Source organism: Clostridium sp. AF22-10 (genome assembly GCF_003478725.1).
Lineage (GTDB): Bacteria > Bacillota > Clostridia > Lachnospirales > Lachnospiraceae > Otoolea > Otoolea fessa.
Genome location: NZ_QUFZ01000001.1, coordinates 291,993 through 311,453, shown reverse-complemented (window position 1 = coordinate 311,453; position 19,461 = coordinate 291,993). Strand labels below are relative to the sequence as shown.

Genomic DNA, 19,461 nt, shown 5'->3' with positions numbered 1-19,461 from the left:
CCAAGTCAGTTTCATTCATCCCTATTATAAGGAAATAACGCGGATCAGACAAGGGCTTTATTTACCCAGAACCGACAAGATTCTACATGTTAAATGCATAAAAATGCATAAATCATGCATAAACCATCCGAAAATGAATAAAAAACCTCTTGACGCATAGAACCTACCTATGCTATAATCTTTCAGAAAATGAACAAAGGCGTTCGTGGGCTTGGCTCATGGACGCTTTTTTTGTAGAAGCAGACAATTTATAAAATACGTCTGTAATGATGTGAAAAACGCATCTGAGGAAAAACAGATTTGCTCAAATGTGAGGCTATTGAGAATGAAAAAGTAAACTGCCTGCAAGAAGCTATTCACAGGCGGGGTACGAGAGAGAAAGGAATGGTGACCAGATGGAGAAACCGGTATATCTTCTGTTGGAAAACGGCGACTATTTTGAGGGAAAAAGCTTTGGCGCTCCTTTACGTGAAGTGACCGGAGAAGTCGTATTCACAACCGGTATGACAGGATACCTTGAGACGATCACAGATCCCAGCTATTTTGGACAGATTGTCGTTCAGACATTTCCGTTAATCGGAAACTACGGAGTGATTCCGCAGGACTTCGAGAATGAAGAGGTATATTTATCAGCCTATATCGTAAAAGAGTGGTGTCAGGAACCTTCCAACTTCAGATGCAGTGGGGATCTTGACACCTTTTTTAAAGAAAGAAACATCCCGGGCGTCTATGGAATCGATACGAGAAAGCTGGCAAAAACCATTCGTGAATCCGGTTCGATGAACGGCTGGCTGACCGAGGTGAAGCCGCCGTATGATGCGAAAAAGCTGGAGGAAGTGAAAAACTTCCACATTACAAAGGCGGTTGAAACCGTTACACCAAAGAAATGTGAGATCAAACCGGCGGATGAGAAAGAAGAGTTCCAGATTGTGCTCTGGGATTTTGGCGCAAAGGAAAATATCATCCGCGAGCTGACCAGGCGCGGATGCCGCGTGTCTGACCTTCCGGCTGGTACGACGGCGGAGGAGATTCTGGCGATGAATCCGGACGGAATCATGCTTTCCAACGGTCCGGGAAACCCAGAGGACAACCCGGAGCTCATCGAGGAGATCCGAAAGATTACGAAGGCTGGAAAACCGATGTTCGGCATCTGCCTGGGACACCAGCTGCTGGCGATTGCCAAGGGCGCGAAGACTGGAAAGATGAAATTTGGTCACAGAGGTGCGAACCAGCCGGTCAAGGATCTGACGACCGGACGCGTCTACATCAGCAGCCAGAACCACGGCTATGAGGTACTGCGCGATACGCTGCCGGAGGGCGCGGAGGAGACATTTATCAATGTCAACGACGGCACCTGCGAGGGCATCACCTACCACGATATGCCGGCATTTACCGTCCAGTTCCATCCAGAGGCTTGTGCAGGTCCGAAGGATACGGAAGAGCTGTTTGGGCGTTTCATTCAGATGATGAGAGATTATAAGGAAAAGGAGGGCGCGTCATGCCGTTAAATAAATCCCTGAAAAAAGTTATGGTAATCGGTTCCGGTCCTATCGTCATCGGTCAGGCGGCAGAGTTTGATTATGCAGGAACGCAGGCGTGCCGGGCTTTAAAAGAGGAAGGTCTGGAGGTCGTTTTAGTAAACTCCAACCCGGCAACCATCATGACGGACAGCGCCATCGCGGATCACGTATACATCGAGCCGCTGACCCTGGAATTTGTCAAGAGAATCATTGAAAAAGAGAAGCCTGACAGCATCCTGTCCACCCTGGGCGGACAGACCGGACTGACACTGTCCATGGAGCTTGCCAAAGAAGGTTTCTTAAAGAGCCACAATGTAACGCTTCTCGGCGCGTCCCCGGAGACCATCGATAAGGCGGAGGACCGACAGTGCTTTAAAGACACGATGGAAGCTATCGGTGAGCCGGTCATTCCGTCCAAGGTTGTCACCACCATCGAGGATGCGCTTGATTTTGCCGAGGTTATTTCTTACCCGGTTATCGTGCGTCCGGCCTTTACCCTGGGCGGTACCGGCGGCGGTATTGCGGCAAATAAAGAAGAGCTTTACAACATCGCGGAGGCGGGTATCCGCCTGTCACCGATCAATCAGATTCTGGTTGAGAAATGTATTTCCGGATGGAAGGAGATCGAGTTTGAGGTAATGCGCGATGCCATCGGCAACGAGATTACGGTCTGCTCGATGGAAAACTTTGACCCGGTCGGCGTCCACACCGGCGACTCCATTGTTATCGCACCGGCTGTGACGCTGGCGGATAAGGAATACCAGATGCTTCGTTCCGCAGCGCTGAATATTATCCAGGCGATGGGCATCGAGGGCGGCTGCAACTGCCAGTTTGCGCTGAATCCGGAGAGCTTTGAATATGCCGTTATCGAGGTAAACCCGCGTGTATCCCGTTCTTCCGCCCTTGCTTCGAAAGCAACCGGATATCCGATTGCCCGCGTGGCAACCAAGATTGCGATCGGTTATCATCTGGACGAGATCCCGAACGAGGTAACCGGCGAGACGATGGCATGCTTCGAGCCGGCCCTTGACTATGTAACGGTTAAATTCCCGAAATGGCCATTTGATAAATTCGTTTACGGACGCCGGAAGCTGGGTACCCAGATGAAGGCAACCGGCGAGGTTATGGCGATCGGCCGCAACTTTGAGCAGGCGCTCATGAAGCAGTCCGCGGCGCAGAGATCTCCCAGAACAGCCTGAACATGAAGAAACTGGCGCCGATGAGTGTGGAAGAGCTGAGAGAAAAAATTCTGGCGCAGGATGACGAGCGTCTGTTTGCAATCTATGAGAGCTTCAAGCGCGGCGTGACCGTTGCCGAGATTCATGAGCTGACCAAGATCGACGAGTGGTTCTTAAATAAACTGATGCATATCCTGTCCCTGGAACGCCGGATGCAGTCTGAGACTCTGAGCGATGCGCTTTATATGGAAGCCAAACAGAACGGATTCCCGGATGCAGTCATCAAGGAGATGACCGGGCTTTCGGAAATCAAGCATGTTCCGGCATGCTACCGCATGGTTGATACCTGCAGCGCTGAGTTTACGGCAAGTACCCCGTACTTCTACAGCACCTCGGCGAGGAAGATGAGGCAGAAGAATTTATTAAAGAGAATGCAAGCGGAAAACCAGTTGTTATGGTATTTGGCTCCGGTCCGATCCGTATCGGTCAGGGTATCGAGTTTGATTTCGCATCCGTTCACTGCGTATGGTCGTTAAAGAGAGCCGGTTATGAGGTTGTCATCGTAAATAACAACCCGGAGACCGTTTCCACCGACTTCAACGTAGCAGACCGTCTGTATTTTGAGCCGCTGACACCGGAGGATGTGCTGGATATCATCCGGATCGAGAAGCCGATCGGCGCAGTTGTAGCCTTTGGCGGACAGACAGCGATCCGTCTGACAAAATGTCTTGTAGAGAACAATATTCCGGTTCTCGGCACTCCGGCAGACAGCATCGATATGGCGGAGGATCGCGGACGTTTCGCAGCCCTGCTGAAAAAATTAAATATGAAACAGGCAGCGGGTCAGACCGTTTACACTGAGGATGAGGCAATCCAGGCGGCAAATCATCTGGGCTATCCGGTTCTGATGCGTCCGAGCTATGTATTAGGCGGACAAAACATGATTATCGCGTACAACGACGCCGATATTCATGAGTATATGAAGATTATTCTCTCACACAAGATTGAGAATGCGATCCTGATTGATAAATACCTGATGGGTACCGAGCTGGAGGTCGACGCGATCTGCGACGGCGAAACGGTTCTGATTCCGGGTATCATGGAGCACATCGAGCGTGCGGGCGTCCATTCCGGCGACTCCATCGCGGTATATCCGGCATTTATGCTGACCGAGAGCCAGAAAGACCGTCTGGTGGACTATTCCATCCGTCTGGCGCTTTCCATGAATACGAAGGGACTCATCAACATCCAGTACGTTCTGCATGAGGATACGATCTATATCATCGAGGTCAACCCGCGTTCATCCCGTACCGTGCCGTACATCAGCAAGGTAACCGGAGTGCCGATGGTCGATCTGGCAACCCGCATCATGATGGGCGAAAAGCTGGCTGACATGGGCTATGAGACAGGTTTGTATCCGTGCTCTCCGTACTACGCAGTCAAGGTTCCGGTATTCTCCTTTGAGAAGTTGTCCAACGTAGATACACAGCTCGGACCGGAAATGAAATCGACCGGCGAGGTACTGGGTATCGCCCGGACGATGGAGGAAGCGCTGTTCAAAGGCCTGGTAGCAGCCGGATACACGATGAAGCGCGAGGGCGGCGTCTTAATCAGTGTCCGCGATACCGACAAGAGCGACCTGCGTGAGCTGGTCAAAGAGTATGTGGCGATGGGATTCCACATCTACGCGACCTCCGGTACCGCAAGCCGGTTAAACAGCGTCGGCATTTCTTCAACGTTAGTCAAGAAGCCGAAGGAAGCCAAAGAGGGCGAGGAGACGACCATTTCCCTGCTGGAAGAAGGAAAGATAAGCTACGTAATTTCCACTTCCAAGACGGGACGCCAGCCGGGACGCGACAGTGTCCGCCTGAGAAGAAAGGCAGTCGAGCTTGGTATTCCGTGCCTGACATCGCTTGATACCGCGGCTGTCCTGGCGCTGACACTGGAAAGCCAGTATAACGAGGACAACGTTGAACTGGTGGACATCGCGCACATTGCACATGGTGCAGCCGCTAGAAAAGAGCTGAGCCAGATGGAAAAACCGGAAGAAATCCAGATTCCGGGTTATGTGCTTCAGGAGCATGAAAACGACTAAGAAGAACGATGGTCTGCATGGATTCTGCGTTTTGAGGGTTGCGGAATCCGTGCAGGCTGAAATCTTTTGCGAAGGCAAAATCTGACAGAATCATATATGACGGAAAAAGTGGATTAATATTTAAAGAAAGGAAGAGGAGGAAAAGCAGATGGCAAAATTTATTTTTGTGACAGGCGGTGTTGTATCAGGATTGGGGAAGGGTATTACAGCAGCGTCTCTGGGACGTCTTTTGAAGGCACGGGGATTTAAGGTAGCAGCGCAGAAGCTGGATCCGTATATCAACGTCGATCCGGGAACCATGAGCCCGTATCAGCACGGCGAAGTATTCGTAACAAACGACGGTGCGGAGACGGATCTGGATCTGGGACATTATGAGCGTTTTATAGATGAAGATTTAAACCGTTATTCCAATCTGACGACCGGAAAGGTCTACTGGAATGTGCTAAATAAAGAGCGCCGCGGCGAATATCTGGGCGAGACGGTACAGGTAATTCCACATATCACAAATGAGATAAAATCATTTATCTATTCCGTGCAGGAAAAGACCGATGCGGACATCGTTATCACAGAGATCGGCGGAACGACCGGCGATATTGAGTCACAGCCGTTCCTGGAAGCCATCCGCCAGGTGTCCTGCGAGGCGGGACGCAGCAACTGCCTCTTCATCCATGTAACCCTGATTCCATATCTGGAATCTTCCGGCGAGCATAAATCAAAACCGACGCAGCATTCGGTTAAACAGCTGCAGTCCTTTGGTATCATGCCGGATATCATCGTAGCGCGCTGTGACCGTCCGGTGGACGATCCATCCATTTTCCGCAAGATCGCACTGTTCTGTAACGTCAAAGAGGACTGCGTCATCGAGAACCTGACCCTTCCGGTTCTCTACGAGGCGCCGATCATGCTGGAAGAAGCAGGACTTGCCAAGATCGTGCTTCGCGAACTGGGCATCGAGAAAGCGCCGCAAGAGTGCGATCTGACTGAGTGGAAACATATGCTGGACCGCATCAAGAACAGCCGCAAGACAGTCAAGATTTCCCTGGTCGGCAAGTACGTCAAACTGCACGATTCTTATTTGTCTATCGTAGAATCCCTGCACCATGCCGGATGGGAAAATGGCGCGCAGGTGGAGATCAACTGGGTGGATAGTGAGACGATCACTCCGGAGACGGCACCGGAAATCCTGGGCGGTTCAACCGGTATCATCGTGCCGGGCGGCTTCGGCATCCGAGGCATCGAGGGCATGATTGCGGCAGCTGATTATGCGAGAAGAAACAATATCCCGTACTTTGGCATCTGCCTTGGTATGCAGATCGCGGCGATCGCATTTGCCAGAGGCGTGTTAGGCTATGAGGATGCGAACTCAACCGAGTTTGCGCCGGACAGCAAGCATCCGGTCATTGCCTGATGGAAGAGCAGATGGATCTGGCTGACATGGGCGGAACGATGCGTCTGGGTGCATATCCGTGCCGCATCAGTCCGGATACGCTGATGATGAAAGCGTATGGAAAAGGTCTGATCGAAGAGAGACATCGCCATCGTTATGAATTTAACAACAAGTTCCGGGAAGTTTATATGGAGCATGGCGCTATCTTTTCCGGACAGTCTCCGGACGGTACGCTGGTAGAGGCGATGGAGATTCCGGGACATCCGTTCTATCTGGGAGTTCAGTACCATCCGGAGTTCAAGAGCCGCCCGAACCGCGCACATCCGATCTTCCGGGAGTTTGTGAAAGCGGCTCTGGAGGTAAAGGAAAAAAATTCTTAAAATATGGAGAAAATAAAGTATGAAGATCAACGAAAACTATAAAAATCTGGAAGAAAGCTATCTGTTTTCCACCATCGCTAAAAAAGTAGATGAATACACCAAAGCCCATCCAGAGGCAAAAGTAATCAAAATGGGTATCGGTGACGTAACCCTTCCGATCTGCCAGAAAGCAGCTGACGCATTTGCAAAAGCAGCTATGGAGCAGGGCAAGGCGGCTACGTTCCATGGATATGGTCCGGAGCAGGGATATGATTTTCTGCGCGTAGCAGTTCAGAAGTATTATGCGTCCTTCCAGGTTGAGGTGGCGGCGGAGGATATATTCATCAGCGACGGCGCGAAGAGTGATGTCGGAAATATCCTCGATCTCTTTGATGCGGACAACACGGTCCTGATCCCGGATCCGGTATACCCGGTTTACATGGATACGAACGTGATGGCAGGCAGAAAGATCGTATTTATGGATGCCAATGTGGAAAATGGCTTTCTTCCGATGCCTCCGAAGGGACAGAAAGCGGATATTATTTATCTCTGCTCCCCGAACAACCCGACTGGCGGTGTGTACAACCGTGAGCAGTTAAAAGAGTGGGTTGACTATGCGAACGAGCAGGATGCGATCCTTTTATTTGATGCGGCGTATGAGTCCTTCGTAGCAGATCCGGCGCTTCCGAGAAGTATTTTTGAGATTGAGGGCGCCAAGACCTGCGCGATCGAGTTCTGCTCCCTTTCGAAGCTGGCAAGCTTTACCGGAACCCGCTGTGGCTATACCGTGGTTCCCTCTGAATTAGAGCGCGGTGGTTCTTCCATCCGCAAGATGTGGCTGCGCCGCCAGACAACCAAGTTTAACGGCGTTTCCTACCCGGTACAGCGCGCCGCAGAGGCAGCTCTTTCACCGGAGGGAATGGCACAGTGCCGCGAGCACCTGGACGTATACCGCACCAATGCGAAGATCATGACCGAGACCTTAAAAGAGCTTGGCATCTGGCACATCGGCGGCGAAAATTCACCGTACATCTGGATGCAGTGCCCGAACGGCATGAAATCCTGGGAGTTTTTCGACGATCTGCTTGCCAAGGCAAATGTGGTCGGCACACCGGGCAGCGGATTTGGTAAGAATGGAGAAGGATTCTTCCGTCTGACTGCATTTGGTACGACTGCGAATACAAAAGAGGCAATGGAGCGGATCAAGAAGGTTTACGGAAAATAAATAGCTCTATTTTATAAATAAGGGGGCTGGTGCATCTGGGGCATTGTTATCCTACGCACCGTCCCTTTTTTGCTGAAGCAGAGATTGAGCTGTTTCCGCGACCTGATCGCGTACCGGATCGTGATTTCACTGCCGAAGTGTTACCTGAAACCGGGGGAATCGCAGCAGGATGCGGATATCCGGTACCTGTACCAGATAGCGAATGAGCTTCCGGAGGGCGCGTGCGTTTATTTTGACGAGGCATACGAGCGCTGCCAGCGCCTGGTGTCGCTCAAGTTGGCTGAGCTCAATGTCAATATGTTTACGGCAATCAACAACGACCTTGTCAATGACGGCTGCGGGCTGTACCGGGGGCGGCTGATTCTGCCGTATGAGCATTTGTCGAGGCATCAGAATGAGCTGGTGGATTGAGGGAGTTCACGGGCAGGCATGAATCCGGTTGCGAATAGTTGACGAAACGGGAAGATTCATATATAGTTGCCTGTAAAGGAAAAATGACCGAAAATGATAGGGAGGAACCAGTTTATGGACCATACATCCTGCCGCCTGCGTCTGGCTGCTATCGCCGATGCACCTGCGATATTGGAAATTTATGCACAATATATGGACACGCCGATCACGTTTGAGACGGAGCTGCCGTCCCTGGAGGAATTTGAGGGGCGCATCCGGGCGATCACGGCAGAATATCCGTGGATTGTCTGCGAGGATGAAACGGGCAGAATCATTGGCTATGCATATGGGCATAAGCAGCTTGAGCGCGCGGCGTACCGTTGGAATGCGGAACTTTCTGAATATCTGGACAGTCGGGTGACGTCGAAGGGCATCGGCAAACGGATGCTTCTGGTGCTTTTAGAGCTTTTAAAGGCACAGGGCGTCCACACAGTCTACAGTCTGGTAACAAGTCCGAATGTGAAGAGCGATGCGATGCATAACGGATGCGGATTCCGGACGATGGGCGTGTGCAAAAATACCGGTTATAAGAGCGGAAAATGGCACGATGTTACCTGGTATGAGAAAGCGCTGCTGCCATATGAGGACGTACCGGCGGAGATGATTCCGATTGGGGAGATGGAGAAGGAGACGGTAGATAAGATTTTGGCGTCTTTTTGAACAGAGACATAAAACAAATCTGCATAAAATAAACAGGGCGTATGAAAAAGGAATTTTCCATTTTCATACGCCCTCATCCGTTCTTTTTTATTCACCAGCGCCGTAATGCGCTGTCCATTCATTCACTCAGATTAGTTGAAGTATCTCTTTAACAGACCCTCAAATGCCTTGCCATGTCTAGCCTCGTCACGAGCCATCTCATGAACGGTGTCATGGATTGCATCCAGGTTAGCAGCTTTCGCACGTTTTGCAAGGTCAAATTTGCCTTCGGTTGCGCCGTGCTCAGCCTCTACACGCATCTCCAGGTTCTTCTTGGTGGAATCAGTTACAACCTCGCCGAGAAGCTCTGCAAACTTAGCAGCGTGCTCAGCCTCTTCGTGAGCTGCCTTCTCCCAGTACAGACCGATCTCCGGATAGCCCTCTCTGTGAGCTACACGTGCCATCGCCAGGTACATACCAACTTCTCTGCACTCGCCTTCATAGTTAGCTCTTAAATCTTCGAGAATATCCTCGCTGACACCCTGTGCCACACCAACTACGTGCTCAGCCGCCCAGGTCATCTCGCCGGACTGCTCTTTGAACTTGGAAGCCGGAGCGCCGCATACTGGACATTTCTCCGGAGCAGCCTCACCCTCGTATACGTAACCACATACTGTACAGACAAATTTCTTCATAGTCAATTCTCCTTTTCTAAAATAAATTTTTAATTTCGTGTTTTATAGAAACAATAAATAGATAGTAAAGTTGCTTGCAACCATTCTGTTTCATAGGAGCTTTTAAAACGAAATCGTTTATTTGGCTCAAACGAAATCAGTAATGATTACTGATATTAAGATATCATAGATTCTTGTGTTTGTCAATGAAAAAATAGAAATAATTCTTATTTTTTTCATTTTTATCGATAACCTGGATATTCTCAGAACCTTTTCACTGGTGATACGTTCATATCCAGTCAGCACATGGCAGAAATCGGGAGGCGGCTCATTTGGTACAGGCTGTTCCGATACAAAATGAGCCGCTTCTATATTAGTGCTTTTCCCCTTTCAGACACTCATCGCATATTCCATAGAAAAACACGGTATGGTCGTCGATCGTTCCCGGCACAAATTCTTTGGCGGCTGTCTCCAGCTCCTTGGTTGCTTCCATCGGAATATCCATGACCCGTCCGCACTGGCGGCAGACATAGTGGTAATGTGGGGATGTATCATAATCGAAATGATCCGTGCCGTCGCCGCAGGACAGCTTCCGGATCTCGCCCAGCTCAACTAACAGGTTTAAATTGCGGTAAACGGTTCCAAGGCTGATATTCGGAAACTGTTCCCGGATGCTGGTGTAAAGGGCGTCGGCGGTCGGATGATCCTTCCGGCTCATCAGGCAGGCTTTGATCGATTCGCGCTGACGGCTGTATTTTAAGGTTTTCATAAGCGACACTCCAATCCTTCTAAATAATATTGATAATGATTATTATTTATATTATGCGTCCTGACGCGATGAAAGTCAATCTTTTTTCAAAGATTTCCGTGAGAAATTTTAGAGTCAAATTTCAACATCACCGATGCATAAAAGATCCCGTCCTCATACCGGAAATCCACCAGACCCTGGTACCGCTCGGCGATCGAACGGATGGAGGCGGTTCCCGTGCCGAAGCCGTCATGTTTGGTCGAGCGGAACCGCCCATTTTCCTCGATCGGCGGATGGCAGCAGGTGTTGTCAACGGCGATCACGATGTGACCGGCATCCTCCTGGGCGCAGATGCGGATAAACGGCGCGCTGTCTGTACATTCCCGACAGGCGTCGAGGGCATTTTCCAGAAGATTGCCGAAGATCGAGCAGAGCTGTGGCTCACCCAGCGGGAGAGAGGGCGGAAGCTGGATGCGGACCGAAAAATCGACCGACATTGAAGGTCTGGAAAAAATGCTGGAGGGTGCGGACGGGACGAAAACCGATAAAAACTGGAAGGAAGTCAAGGTCCGCTGGGTGCTGGATGAGACATTTAGTGAGAAAGATACATACGAAGGAAAAACACCGGGTATCTATCTAAATACCTTATGAAGCCGAGTCAAAATGAAATTCCAATGTGTTTACAGCTGTATTCATGAAAAAAATATGATACAATGAAACTTGGGGATCATAACCTGATTCACAAGGGGAAAACAAACCGACACAGGAGGGGAACACATGAAGAATTTCTACACCGAAGAACAGTGGAATGAGATTCTGAAACAGCAGGAATCCGTACTTCGCTACGACACATTTACCCGGAAACAGGCGCTTGAGCTGGGGCTTTTGATTGCAGAGATCACGGGGGAAAAATATCACGGTTCGGTCGCTGTCCGCATCGTGGAGGACGAGACGACCGTCTTTGCCTACAAGATGGAGGGCGCGACGCTGGAAGCAGACTGGTGGATGACCAATAAGCTGGCAGCATCGCGGCTCACGGGGATGAGCTCGCTGCGGGCACTGACGGCATCGAGAGCCGGAGAACTGGAAGCATCCTGGAAAGTGCGCGAGGAGAACTTCTTCGTGTGCGGCGGCTGCATTCCGGTTTTCATGAGAGATGGAAGCCGTCCGTTTGCCTATGTGATGGTATCCGGCATGGACACTGGGACGATCATCAGGTGATCGCGGATGCGATGGCGAAACAGCTGGGGGTTGAGATTCCGGAGGTTCAAAAAGAGCAGCCATAAAATGATTGACTTGTAAAAATAAAGACGTTTGCAGAAATGGAAGGTAGATGAGCTATCTGCATTTTTGCAGGCGTCTTTTGTGGTTTTATTGCGCCGTATGGCGATGAATTATCCGTTATTTTATATAGCGCACTTCCCCACCTGGTGGTATAATTCAAGTATTATAAAATTTGATATGAAAAGAATATTTGCAATGACTCAGATGGTTTTTGCATAGCAAAGAACCATCTGAGAGATCCAGAGAATGCGAGGAATGTGGATGAGTAAAAAAGAGGTACGTCAGGCGGCTGCGGAACTGACCGAGCGCCTTTGTGAAAAAGACTTTTTAGACCGGTCGGGACTGAGCCGGAAAAATGTCATGATGCTCATGAACAAGGAACACTGGGAGGAGCAGTTTGCCCATATTTTCCCGATTAAAAAACGGATTTCCTGCCGGGCGGTCTACGAGATCTGTGAGGAACCGTTAAGCCTTTTAGGGCATGAGCCGGAAGAGGGCTGGATGAAGTTTACCTACCAGTATGTGTGCCATATTCTCTACCCGGATGCGGAGTTTACGAAGGAAAATGCCGCTTTTTCCGCCGGTGCGGAGTTCTATCTGGCAGTGCTTCAGTTCGTGTTTGACCGCGAGCGGGCGGTGCTTCCGTACAAACCGATGGAGGACTTTGCATTTTTGGATGATGAGGAAGCTTCAAGCTTTGAGTGCGCGGCAGAATACAGCCGTTTCAAGAAGTTTTTCGCACAGGAATATATCTATGAGATGATGCGCCTCAATGCGGAGGTGACGCCGTTTCGGACGCTGGAGCACATCGCGGGCGTGCATTATGTCGCGATGACGGTGGCACGCGGGCTTTACGAGGCGGGTGTTCCGATCGATCTGACGCTGACCTCGGGCGCGGCTGCAGGTCATGATCTCGGCAAATTCGGTTGTAAGCCAAATGAGCGGGTTCCGTATCTTCATTACTATTATACAAACCAGTGGTTCAACAACCATTCAATGGAATACATCGGCCATATCGCGGCGAACCATTCGACCTGGGATCTGGAACCGGAAACCTGTCGGTTGAATCCCTGGTGCTGATCTATGCCGATTTCCGTGTAAAACAGAGCCGCGGCGATGACGGGCGCGAGATTACCTACATTTCTAATCTGGATGAGGCGTTCAACGTCATCCTCTCGAAACTCGACAACGTGGACGAGGTCAAATTAAACCGTTACCGCTTTGTTTATTCCAAACTGCATGATTTTGAGGATTATATGCGGTCTCTCGGTGTGGATGTGGATTTGAATGGACACCCGAAAAAGCCGGAGGTGCTGCCGGATATTTCCCTTCGGAATGCAGAGCAGACGGTGCAGTCCCTCGTTTTCATGGGTATCGAGCATAATATCCGCGTCATGCATCAGATGGGGGCGGAACGCCAGTTTGGCAATCTCCTCGAGGCGGCGCGAAGCGAGAAGGATTGGAAGAGTGTCCGCGCGTACTTAAACATTTTCCGTGAATATTTTACATACACAAACGACAAACAGAAAGAGCAGACGCTGGGCTTTTTATATGAGCTTCTGATGCACCGTGAGGGCGACATCCGCGCGCAGGCGGCGAGGCTGATCGGACACGTGATCGCGCAGTTCAACGCCGGTTACCGCAAGGAGCGCCCGGCGGGCATGCCGGATATTGCCGAGGAGCGCGTGATGGAGATCTGGAAGCAATATCTGGAAATGATCATCCGACCGGATCATAAGCTGATGCTGCAGCAGAAACGGCGCATCCGTTATCACCTGAAAAATGTGCTGGCATCGGTGGTTGATCATGCGACGCCGGGGGATCTGCGGGAATTTCTGGAGGCATTTCTGGTTTGGTATGACCGGGCAAAGGAGCTGGATCCGGGCGAGGCATTTTCCCTGCTGGATACGGTGCATTTCATGCCGTTTGATAAACTGAGCGAAGAGGAACTGGGGAAAATCGCAAAATTTGCCCTGATTGAGTCGCAGAGCGGGGAACCGGATGTGCGGATCGCATCGTGGCGCGCTTCAAGCTTCTGACGGCGTACCAGCCGGATCATCCGTGCTGTGCTGAGATCGGCGTGTGCGTGAGGGCGGCGCAGGTTGAGGACAATATCACGATGACCTTCCTCAAATACCGCGTGTTAAGTAACCTCGGAGAGGACACGGCGAGAGAACAGGAACTTTTGTATGACCGCGATGTTGTCTCTGATATTTTCCTGGATAACCTCAAAACAGCGACGCGTGGGTCATCAAGTCGGCCAATATCAAGCTGCTCGTCGATCAGATCGCACATGGCAAACAGGAACATATGCTGCATATCGCAGCGCATCTCTCAAACCTTGTAAAAGTCAGCGAGCACGTGATCGTGCGCCATGATGCCGGAACCGCCCTGCTTCGCATCATCGGGCTTCTGACACCGGATCAGAGAAATGAGATCGTGGTCGAGTTGATGAAGGGGCTGGAAGTCGGTGAGTACGAATTTTCCAAATATATTCCGCAGTATCTGGGGCAGGCGGCGCTGTGGCTGCCGCCGGAACAGCTGGAGGAGATCGTTTCCTACCTGCATGGCATGATGGCAAATGCAAACGACCAGATAGTCTCGGTTGCGCTTGATACGGTCGGCGTGCTGCTGGAACGGTATTCGTGCTACCCAGAGCGCTTTGCGGAGGAAAAAGAGGTATGCGAGGAACGGCGCGGACGTCTGCTTGGCATCCTGCTCAGCGGTCTGGCGAATTATCGCGAGTCGGTGCGCCAGGAGGCGATGCTGGTGCTGGGGCAGACCGTCTTCGGCTCATCCTGGATGGAGTGCCGGGAGAAAAAAGAGCTGTTCGCCCTGTCCTTCCGCAAGATGCTGTTCTTATTCAATGAAAATAAGGGAAATGAGCTGACGGCATTTTATCGTGCGGCGTCCCTTTCTAATATTTACCGGTTCATCACGCAGTACCATATGACCGAGGGCAATTTAGAGATCAAAGAGCGGAACCAGGTGGCATTCTTCCCGGGCACATTTGATCCGTTTACGCTGTCGCACAAAGAGATTGTCCGCGAGATCCGCGACCTCGGCTATGAGGTATTTCTGGCGGTCGATGAATTTTCCTGGTCGAAAAAGGCGCAGCCGCATCTGATCCGCCGTCAGATCGTGAGCATGTCGGTGGCGGATGAGTTCCATGTGAACCTGTTCCCGGATGAGATTCCGGTCAATATCGCCAATCCGGCGGATCTGAAACGCCTGAGAGAGGTGTTTTCCGGAAAAGAGCTGTATATCGTGGTCGGCAGCGATGTCATTGCCAATGCCTCTTCTTATAAGAAGAAACCGGTCAAAAATTCGATTCATTCGATGAACCACATCGCGTTCCGCCGCGTGGGTGATGTCAAGGCGGACAATAAATACAACCGTCAGATGATGGATCAGATCAGCGGCAAGGTTGTGGAGCTGGAGCTTCCGGAGCATCTGGAGGACATCAGTTCGACGAGAATCCGTGAAAATATCGATCTGAACCGCGATATTTCGAATCTGATTGACCCGTCTGTGCAGGAATATATCTATTACAATGGTCTGTATCTGCGGGAGCCGGAATATAAACCATATATCCGCGCGCGTGCGATCTCCTATGAGGAGGTGGAGATGCCGGATGAAATGCTTCTGGCGGAAATTTCGAATTTCGTTCTGCGGGACGAAGAAGATCGGGAGGACCTGTTAAATTCGATGAAGGAGTCGGGCGACCGGCTGCTGCTTCTTAGGAATACCGTGCAGGAAAACCGGCTGGTCGGCGTGGCACGGCTTCGCTATCTGGCGCCGGATGAGCTGTTTGCCGTCCTGGGACAGGTCAGTCTGGCAGATCAGGTGCGCCGCCATACCTACGGTGAGATTCTTCTGATTTCGGGTATCTATGTCGAGCGCGATCCGATGATCTACGACGCGGAACAGCTGCTTTTAACCGAGGCGATCGCACGGTCCTTTGAGTATAAATGCGGCTATGCACTTTTCTTCCCGGCAGACGGTTACTGCCCGGAGCGCGTGCTGTCGGCGGTGGTCCGCCAGGGCTTTGTGAAGGCGCCGGAATCCCCGGAAGACGCGCCGCTCTATCTGGTCGATATGCATGCGCCGCTTGTATTAGTGCAGAATCTGGAAACAACGTTAAAAGAACCATTTTCCAGCAATCCGCGCGTTCTGGATGCGATCTACAAGGCGCATCGGGAATTGCAGATGGCGATGACGCGCTTCTATCCGGGACAGCTGGTTCTTTCGATGTCTGCGAGCGTGATTTACCATCGTCTGGTGGAACGGATCACGGCGTTAAATGGTGTGCCGCGTGACCCAGTGACGCCGAGACGCCTCGGCGGGGCGATGTGCGTGCCGTTCGGCAAGATCCTGCGTGGAAAAGTTATTCCGAATACGGTGACGAAGACGCTGCATACAGATAAAGTGTACGATCCGGAGCTGAAAGAGAAGTCGATCGAAGCATTCCCGTACTATTCGCCGCTGCGAAGCCAGATCAAGGCTATCAAGTCCTTTGACCGCCCGGTGATTCTGGTGGATGATCTGCTGCATCACGGCGGACGTTTCGAGGCATTGGAACCGATGCTGCGCGAAGAGGGCGTGGAAATCAAAAAATTGGTGTTAGGTATGATTTCAGGCTACGGACGCGACACGATGGCGACGAAGGGCGTGCCGGTAGACAGTATTTATTATATTCCGAATCTGCGGAACTGGTTTGTTGAGTCCACACTGTACCCGTTCATCGGAGGCGATACGGTGCGCCGCGATACCGTGAAGGTGGCGGGACTGACGCCGTCGATCAATATGATCCTGCCGTATGCCGCACCGCCGGTACAGGGAAGTACGCCGGAAGCCGCGTTTGAGTTCTCCGCGTGCTGCATCCGCAACGCGCGCAACATTCTTCTGGTGCTCGAATCCGAGTACCGGGCGCTGTTTGCGAGAAACCTGACCTTAAGCCGCTTGTCTGAAGCGGTCATCCTGCCGCTCTGCCCGGATAAAGGCGAGTGTGTCAGCTACGATCCGAATCTGGCAGCGTCGGTGTATCTGGAAAATGATTTGGAGATGCTGTATCGGACGCGGAAGTGAGAAATTATGTCAAATAACGCAAAATAATATCATATAAGATATCAAAAAGAGCAGGGGGTATACAATATGTACTATTATAAAATTGGAGATAAAATCTGTTGTTCCTTCAATGGAAATTTATCATACGAAAAGGCAGAAATGCCGCACCCGGGCACGCCGCTCACATTCTTATTCGAGCGCGAGCCGGGAACCGGAAGAGATTCTTTTAAGGTAAACTCGCCGCTGCTTTTATTCCAGGAGGCAGAGAATGTTTCCTGGCTGAGCAGCCGGAAGCTGGAGGTGCAGGCGGCAAACAAGAATTGTGAGCTTGACGAGGCAGTCAAAGCCGCGATCGCTCAGGGCGTGATGCGCGCAGTCAACCGCCAGCATCCGGATTTTGAGGCTATTTTGGCAGAAAAACCGCAGAAAACGAAGAAAAGAGTCCATGTTCTGGCGATCGGCGATGTCGGAAGTACGCTGTTGACCGGGCTTCATCTTCTGGGCGGCGACTGCATCAGTTCGATCGGCATCTGTGATATTTCCGATAAAGTGACCGCACGCTGGGAATTTGAGGAAAACCAGATTGCCTACCCATGGTCGTATGACGCGCTGCCGGAGGTCGATGTGGTAAAACCGGAAGACCTCTTCAAGTGCGATGTATTTGTATTTGTCGCTTCTAAGGGAATCCCGCCGGTTGGTTCTGGCGTCAAGGATGTGCGGATGTACCAGTTTGAAAATAACTCCAAGATCGTTGCGCAGTATGCAAGACAGGCGAGAGCCGAGCATTTCAAGGGCTTATTTGCCGTTGTCTCCGATCCGGTTGACCCGCTGGCAAAGACGGCATGGCTGGAGAGCAACAAGGACGAAAACGGCATCCTTGATTTAAAGGGACTCCGCCCGGAACAGGTACAGGGCTTCGGACTCGGCGTTATGAATGCGCGCGCGGCTTATTATGCGAAGCGCGACGGGCGGTTTTCACAGTTTTTGATTGAGGGGCGTTCCTTCGGACCGCATGGACAGGATCTCGTCATCGCAGATTCCATTGAGAATTACAACGACGAGCTTTCAAAAGAACTGACCCAGCTGACGGTAACGGCAAACCTGCATATGCGTGCGATCGGTTTCAAGCCCTTTATCGCACCGGCATATTCCTCCGGCGCGATCTCCCTGATTCTGATGATGCGCGGCGAATGGCACTGCGGTTCCGTATTCATGGGCGGCATCTTCATGGGCGTGAAAAACCGTTATACTGAATACGGTCTGGAAACAGAAATCCTGCCACTGCCGGATGCGCTGTATGAGCGGATTGTGACGGCGGAGGAAAATCTGAAAAAGATTGTGTGATTGATGAGTCTTATCGCAGGAAGGAAGCGAAAATAAATGATTCATTCAAATTCAGAAGGAGATATTTATATAGAAGAAATGCCTCTCCTCCTCGTTCATCTGCGCGAGGAGGAAAAAGGCGCGGATGCGCGCCTTTCTGAGGTATTATCCTATGCGCTGGACGGCTACGCCTACGAGACAGCGGCGGAAATCAGTGCTTTTGAAGATTATGTAAACCGATGGAGGCGCCTGGAGAAGACACAGAATCGAAAAAATCCAGTCCAGGGACGTATCCTGTTTGCCGTGCCCCTTGGCACATCTGGCATCAACCTGGAGCTTTACCGTCTGATTCGTTTCCTGCGGGAACATCCGGATTTTCTGAACGGTTTTGTCGGCGGACTTTTGGTGGACAGTGAAAATGACCTCTATTCCAAATCGGCGGCGAAGGATCTGGTATTTGCCGCTAACTGTGCGGGCTGCGCGTTCGTGGGACGCCCGCTCGTCGAGGGCACGCGGACACTTTCCAATTACACGATCGTTTCCAATAATCTTGGAACCGATCTGATGGGGGCATACCGCGAGAGCGCGGCGGGGCTGGTCAAAGAAGTACTGGGAACGGATTGCGTCAGGAAAAAATGTCCGAAAGTATTGGTATTGCACGCGTCAAGCCACAAGACCTCCAACACCTACGCGATCTGGGACCGGGTGAAAGAACAGCTCCCGGAGATGGAGATCCGGGAGATAGGGCTTCGAAACGGTACGCTTTCCGACTGCGCCGGATGCCCGTACAAGATGTGCCTGCATTTTGGCGAGCAGGGAAGCTGCTTCTACGGTGGAGTGATGGTCGAGGACGTCTATCCGGCAGTCCGCGAGGCGGATGCCATCGTGATGCTCTGTCCAAACTACAACGATGCGCTGTCGGCAAACCTGACTGCGTTCATCAACCGCCTGACTTCGCTGTTCCGGACGACGCGGTTTTATGACAAAGCGCTGTTTGCGGTGGTTGTGTCGGGCTATTCCGGAAGCGATATCGTGGCGGAACAGCTTATCGCGGCGTTAAATATGAACAAAACCTTCTATCTGCCGGGGCAGTTTGCGATGATGGAGACGGCAAACAATGCCGGGGCAGCGATGCAGCTGCCGGGGATTGAGGAACGGATGAATGCGTTTGCGGAGAGAATCCGGGAGACGCTATTATATAGGTAAAGAGGCGTTATAAGCAGGGCAGCGTCACTGGGAGAGTTTGTAACTGTTCACAGGTAGGAATTTTTTGAACTGAAAATTCCGTACGATACAGTTCCGGCAGCAGATTTTGCCGATTTGGAATGCGTAGCATCGGCAAAATCCCGTTGCTGGGCACACGTGTGTGAACAGTAACGAGAGTTTCACATCTGCTATAAAATTCTTTACAGATTTCATGAAACTAAGTATACTATATAAATATGCAAAAACTGTTTTACTCAGGCTAAAAGCTATGTGAAATTGTACTATTTAAAGAGGGAGAAAGGCAGA

14 protein-coding genes and 3 pseudogenes are annotated in these 19,461 nt (G+C 51.2%); 14 read left to right on the top strand and 3 right to left on the bottom strand.

Annotated elements, in window-relative coordinates; translation table 11 throughout:
• Positions 1-395: 395 nt before the first annotated feature.
• From DWX91_RS01380 to DWX91_RS01355, 6 genes and pseudogenes are all read left to right on the top strand, one after another.
• The gene (locus DWX91_RS01380) at positions 396-1,508 is read left to right on the top strand and encodes a carbamoyl phosphate synthase small subunit (protein ID WP_118538192.1); all 1,113 of its coding nucleotides are present in this window, start codon (positions 396-398) and stop codon (positions 1,506-1,508) included.
• Positions 1,499-4,793: pseudogene (gene carB, locus DWX91_RS01375) on the top strand (carbamoyl-phosphate synthase large subunit). Before DWX91_RS01380 ends, carB begins: the two are co-directional and overlap by 10 nt.
• Positions 4,794-4,941: 148 nt before the next feature.
• Positions 4,942-6,560, top strand: a pseudogene (locus DWX91_RS01370) (CTP synthase).
• Positions 6,561-6,579: 19 nt separating this feature from the next.
• Positions 6,580-7,764: an LL-diaminopimelate aminotransferase gene (locus DWX91_RS01365; RefSeq protein WP_107000653.1), complete on the top strand. Its 1,185-nt coding sequence runs from the start codon at positions 6,580-6,582 to the stop codon at positions 7,762-7,764.
• Between the two features lie 72 nt (positions 7,765-7,836).
• A pseudogene (locus DWX91_RS01360) lies at positions 7,837-8,175 on the top strand (guanosine polyphosphate pyrophosphohydrolase); the annotation flags it as partial.
• Between the two features lie 114 nt (positions 8,176-8,289).
• Positions 8,290-8,874, top strand: a complete 585-nt coding sequence (locus DWX91_RS01355) for a GNAT family N-acetyltransferase (RefSeq protein ID WP_107000651.1) — start codon at positions 8,290-8,292, stop codon at positions 8,872-8,874.
• 131 nt (positions 8,875-9,005) lie between these two features.
• Here DWX91_RS01355 and DWX91_RS01350 read toward each other — a convergent pair whose 3' ends face one another.
• The 3 genes from DWX91_RS01350 to DWX91_RS01340 form a co-directional block, all read right to left on the bottom strand.
• Positions 9,006-9,548, bottom strand: coding sequence for an NADH peroxidase (locus DWX91_RS01350; RefSeq protein WP_022359001.1), 543 nt, complete (start codon positions 9,546-9,548; stop codon positions 9,006-9,008).
• Positions 9,549-9,900: 352 nt separating this feature from the next.
• Positions 9,901-10,296: a transcriptional repressor gene (locus DWX91_RS01345; protein WP_118293836.1), complete on the bottom strand. Its 396-nt coding sequence runs from the start codon at positions 10,294-10,296 to the stop codon at positions 9,901-9,903.
• A gap of 86 nt (positions 10,297-10,382) precedes the next feature.
• Complete coding sequence (locus tag DWX91_RS01340) at positions 10,383-10,772, bottom strand: ATP-binding protein (protein WP_118471378.1); 390 nt, start codon at positions 10,770-10,772, stop codon at positions 10,383-10,385.
• Between DWX91_RS01340 and DWX91_RS01335 the strand changes: the two genes are divergently transcribed.
• From DWX91_RS01335 to DWX91_RS01315, 8 genes are all read left to right on the top strand, one after another.
• Positions 10,747-10,926 carry a hypothetical protein gene (locus DWX91_RS01335; RefSeq protein ID WP_118471376.1) on the top strand — a complete coding sequence of 60 codons (180 nt, stop codon included), beginning with the start codon at positions 10,747-10,749 and terminating at the stop codon, positions 10,924-10,926. The two genes, DWX91_RS01340 and DWX91_RS01335, sit on opposite strands and share 26 nt — an antisense overlap.
• 126 nt (positions 10,927-11,052) lie before the next feature.
• Positions 11,053-11,496 (top strand): heme-binding protein, encoded by a 444-nt coding sequence (locus tag DWX91_RS01330; RefSeq protein WP_118481895.1) that lies wholly within the window; start codon positions 11,053-11,055, stop codon positions 11,494-11,496.
• 324 nt (positions 11,497-11,820) lie between these two features.
• The gene (locus tag DWX91_RS17010; protein WP_243098944.1) at positions 11,821-12,639 is read left to right on the top strand and encodes a hypothetical protein; all 819 of its coding nucleotides are present in this window, start codon (positions 11,821-11,823) and stop codon (positions 12,637-12,639) included.
• Positions 12,633-13,598 carry a hypothetical protein gene (locus DWX91_RS17005; protein WP_243098943.1) on the top strand — a complete coding sequence of 322 codons (966 nt, stop codon included), beginning with the start codon at positions 12,633-12,635 and terminating at the stop codon, positions 13,596-13,598. Before DWX91_RS17010 ends, DWX91_RS17005 begins: the two co-directional genes overlap by 7 nt.
• Positions 13,577-13,906: a hypothetical protein gene (locus DWX91_RS17000; RefSeq protein WP_243098942.1), complete on the top strand. Its 330-nt coding sequence runs from the start codon at positions 13,577-13,579 to the stop codon at positions 13,904-13,906. Before DWX91_RS17005 ends, DWX91_RS17000 begins: the two co-directional genes overlap by 22 nt.
• Positions 13,870-16,647, top strand: a complete 2,778-nt coding sequence (locus DWX91_RS16995) for a hypothetical protein (protein ID WP_243098941.1) — start codon at positions 13,870-13,872, stop codon at positions 16,645-16,647. Before DWX91_RS17000 ends, DWX91_RS16995 begins: the two co-directional genes overlap by 37 nt.
• 66 nt (positions 16,648-16,713) lie before the next feature.
• Positions 16,714-17,970, top strand: a complete 1,257-nt coding sequence (locus DWX91_RS01320) for a lactate dehydrogenase (protein ID WP_118471374.1) — start codon at positions 16,714-16,716, stop codon at positions 17,968-17,970.
• A 36-nt stretch (positions 17,971-18,006) separates the two neighbouring features.
• A complete protein-coding gene (locus DWX91_RS01315) occupies positions 18,007-19,155 on the top strand; it encodes an NAD(P)H-dependent oxidoreductase (protein ID WP_243098940.1) in 1,149 nt (382 codons plus the stop codon).
• Positions 19,156-19,461: the final 306 nt, after the last annotated feature.

What these genes read in the sequence shown, in the direction of transcription:
- DWX91_RS01335 (WP_118471376.1), top strand. Translation starts at nt 10,747, where the DNA reads ATGCGGACCGAAAAATCGACCGACATTGAAGGTCTGGAAAAAATGCTG.
- DWX91_RS01315 (WP_243098940.1), top strand. Translation starts at nt 18,007, where the DNA reads ATGATTCATTCAAATTCAGAAGGAGATATTTATATAGAAGAAATGCCT.
- DWX91_RS16995 (WP_243098941.1), top strand. Translation starts at nt 13,870, where the DNA reads ATGCTGCATATCGCAGCGCATCTCTCAAACCTTGTAAAAGTCAGCGAG.
- DWX91_RS01380 (WP_118538192.1), top strand. Translation starts at nt 396, where the DNA reads ATGGAGAAACCGGTATATCTTCTGTTGGAAAACGGCGACTATTTTGAG.
- DWX91_RS17010 (WP_243098944.1), top strand. Translation starts at nt 11,821, where the DNA reads ATGAGTAAAAAAGAGGTACGTCAGGCGGCTGCGGAACTGACCGAGCGC.
- DWX91_RS01365 (WP_107000653.1), top strand. Translation starts at nt 6,580, where the DNA reads ATGAAGATCAACGAAAACTATAAAAATCTGGAAGAAAGCTATCTGTTT.
- DWX91_RS01355 (WP_107000651.1), top strand. Translation starts at nt 8,290, where the DNA reads ATGGACCATACATCCTGCCGCCTGCGTCTGGCTGCTATCGCCGATGCA.
- DWX91_RS01320 (WP_118471374.1), top strand. Translation starts at nt 16,714, where the DNA reads ATGTACTATTATAAAATTGGAGATAAAATCTGTTGTTCCTTCAATGGA.
- DWX91_RS01330 (WP_118481895.1), top strand. Translation starts at nt 11,053, where the DNA reads ATGAAGAATTTCTACACCGAAGAACAGTGGAATGAGATTCTGAAACAG.
- DWX91_RS01340 (WP_118471378.1), bottom strand. Translation starts at nt 10,772, where the DNA reads ATGTCGGTCGATTTTTCGGTCCGCATCCAGCTTCCGCCCTCTCTCCCG.
- DWX91_RS01345 (WP_118293836.1), bottom strand. Translation starts at nt 10,296, where the DNA reads ATGAAAACCTTAAAATACAGCCGTCAGCGCGAATCGATCAAAGCCTGC.
- DWX91_RS01350 (WP_022359001.1), bottom strand. Translation starts at nt 9,548, where the DNA reads ATGAAGAAATTTGTCTGTACAGTATGTGGTTACGTATACGAGGGTGAG.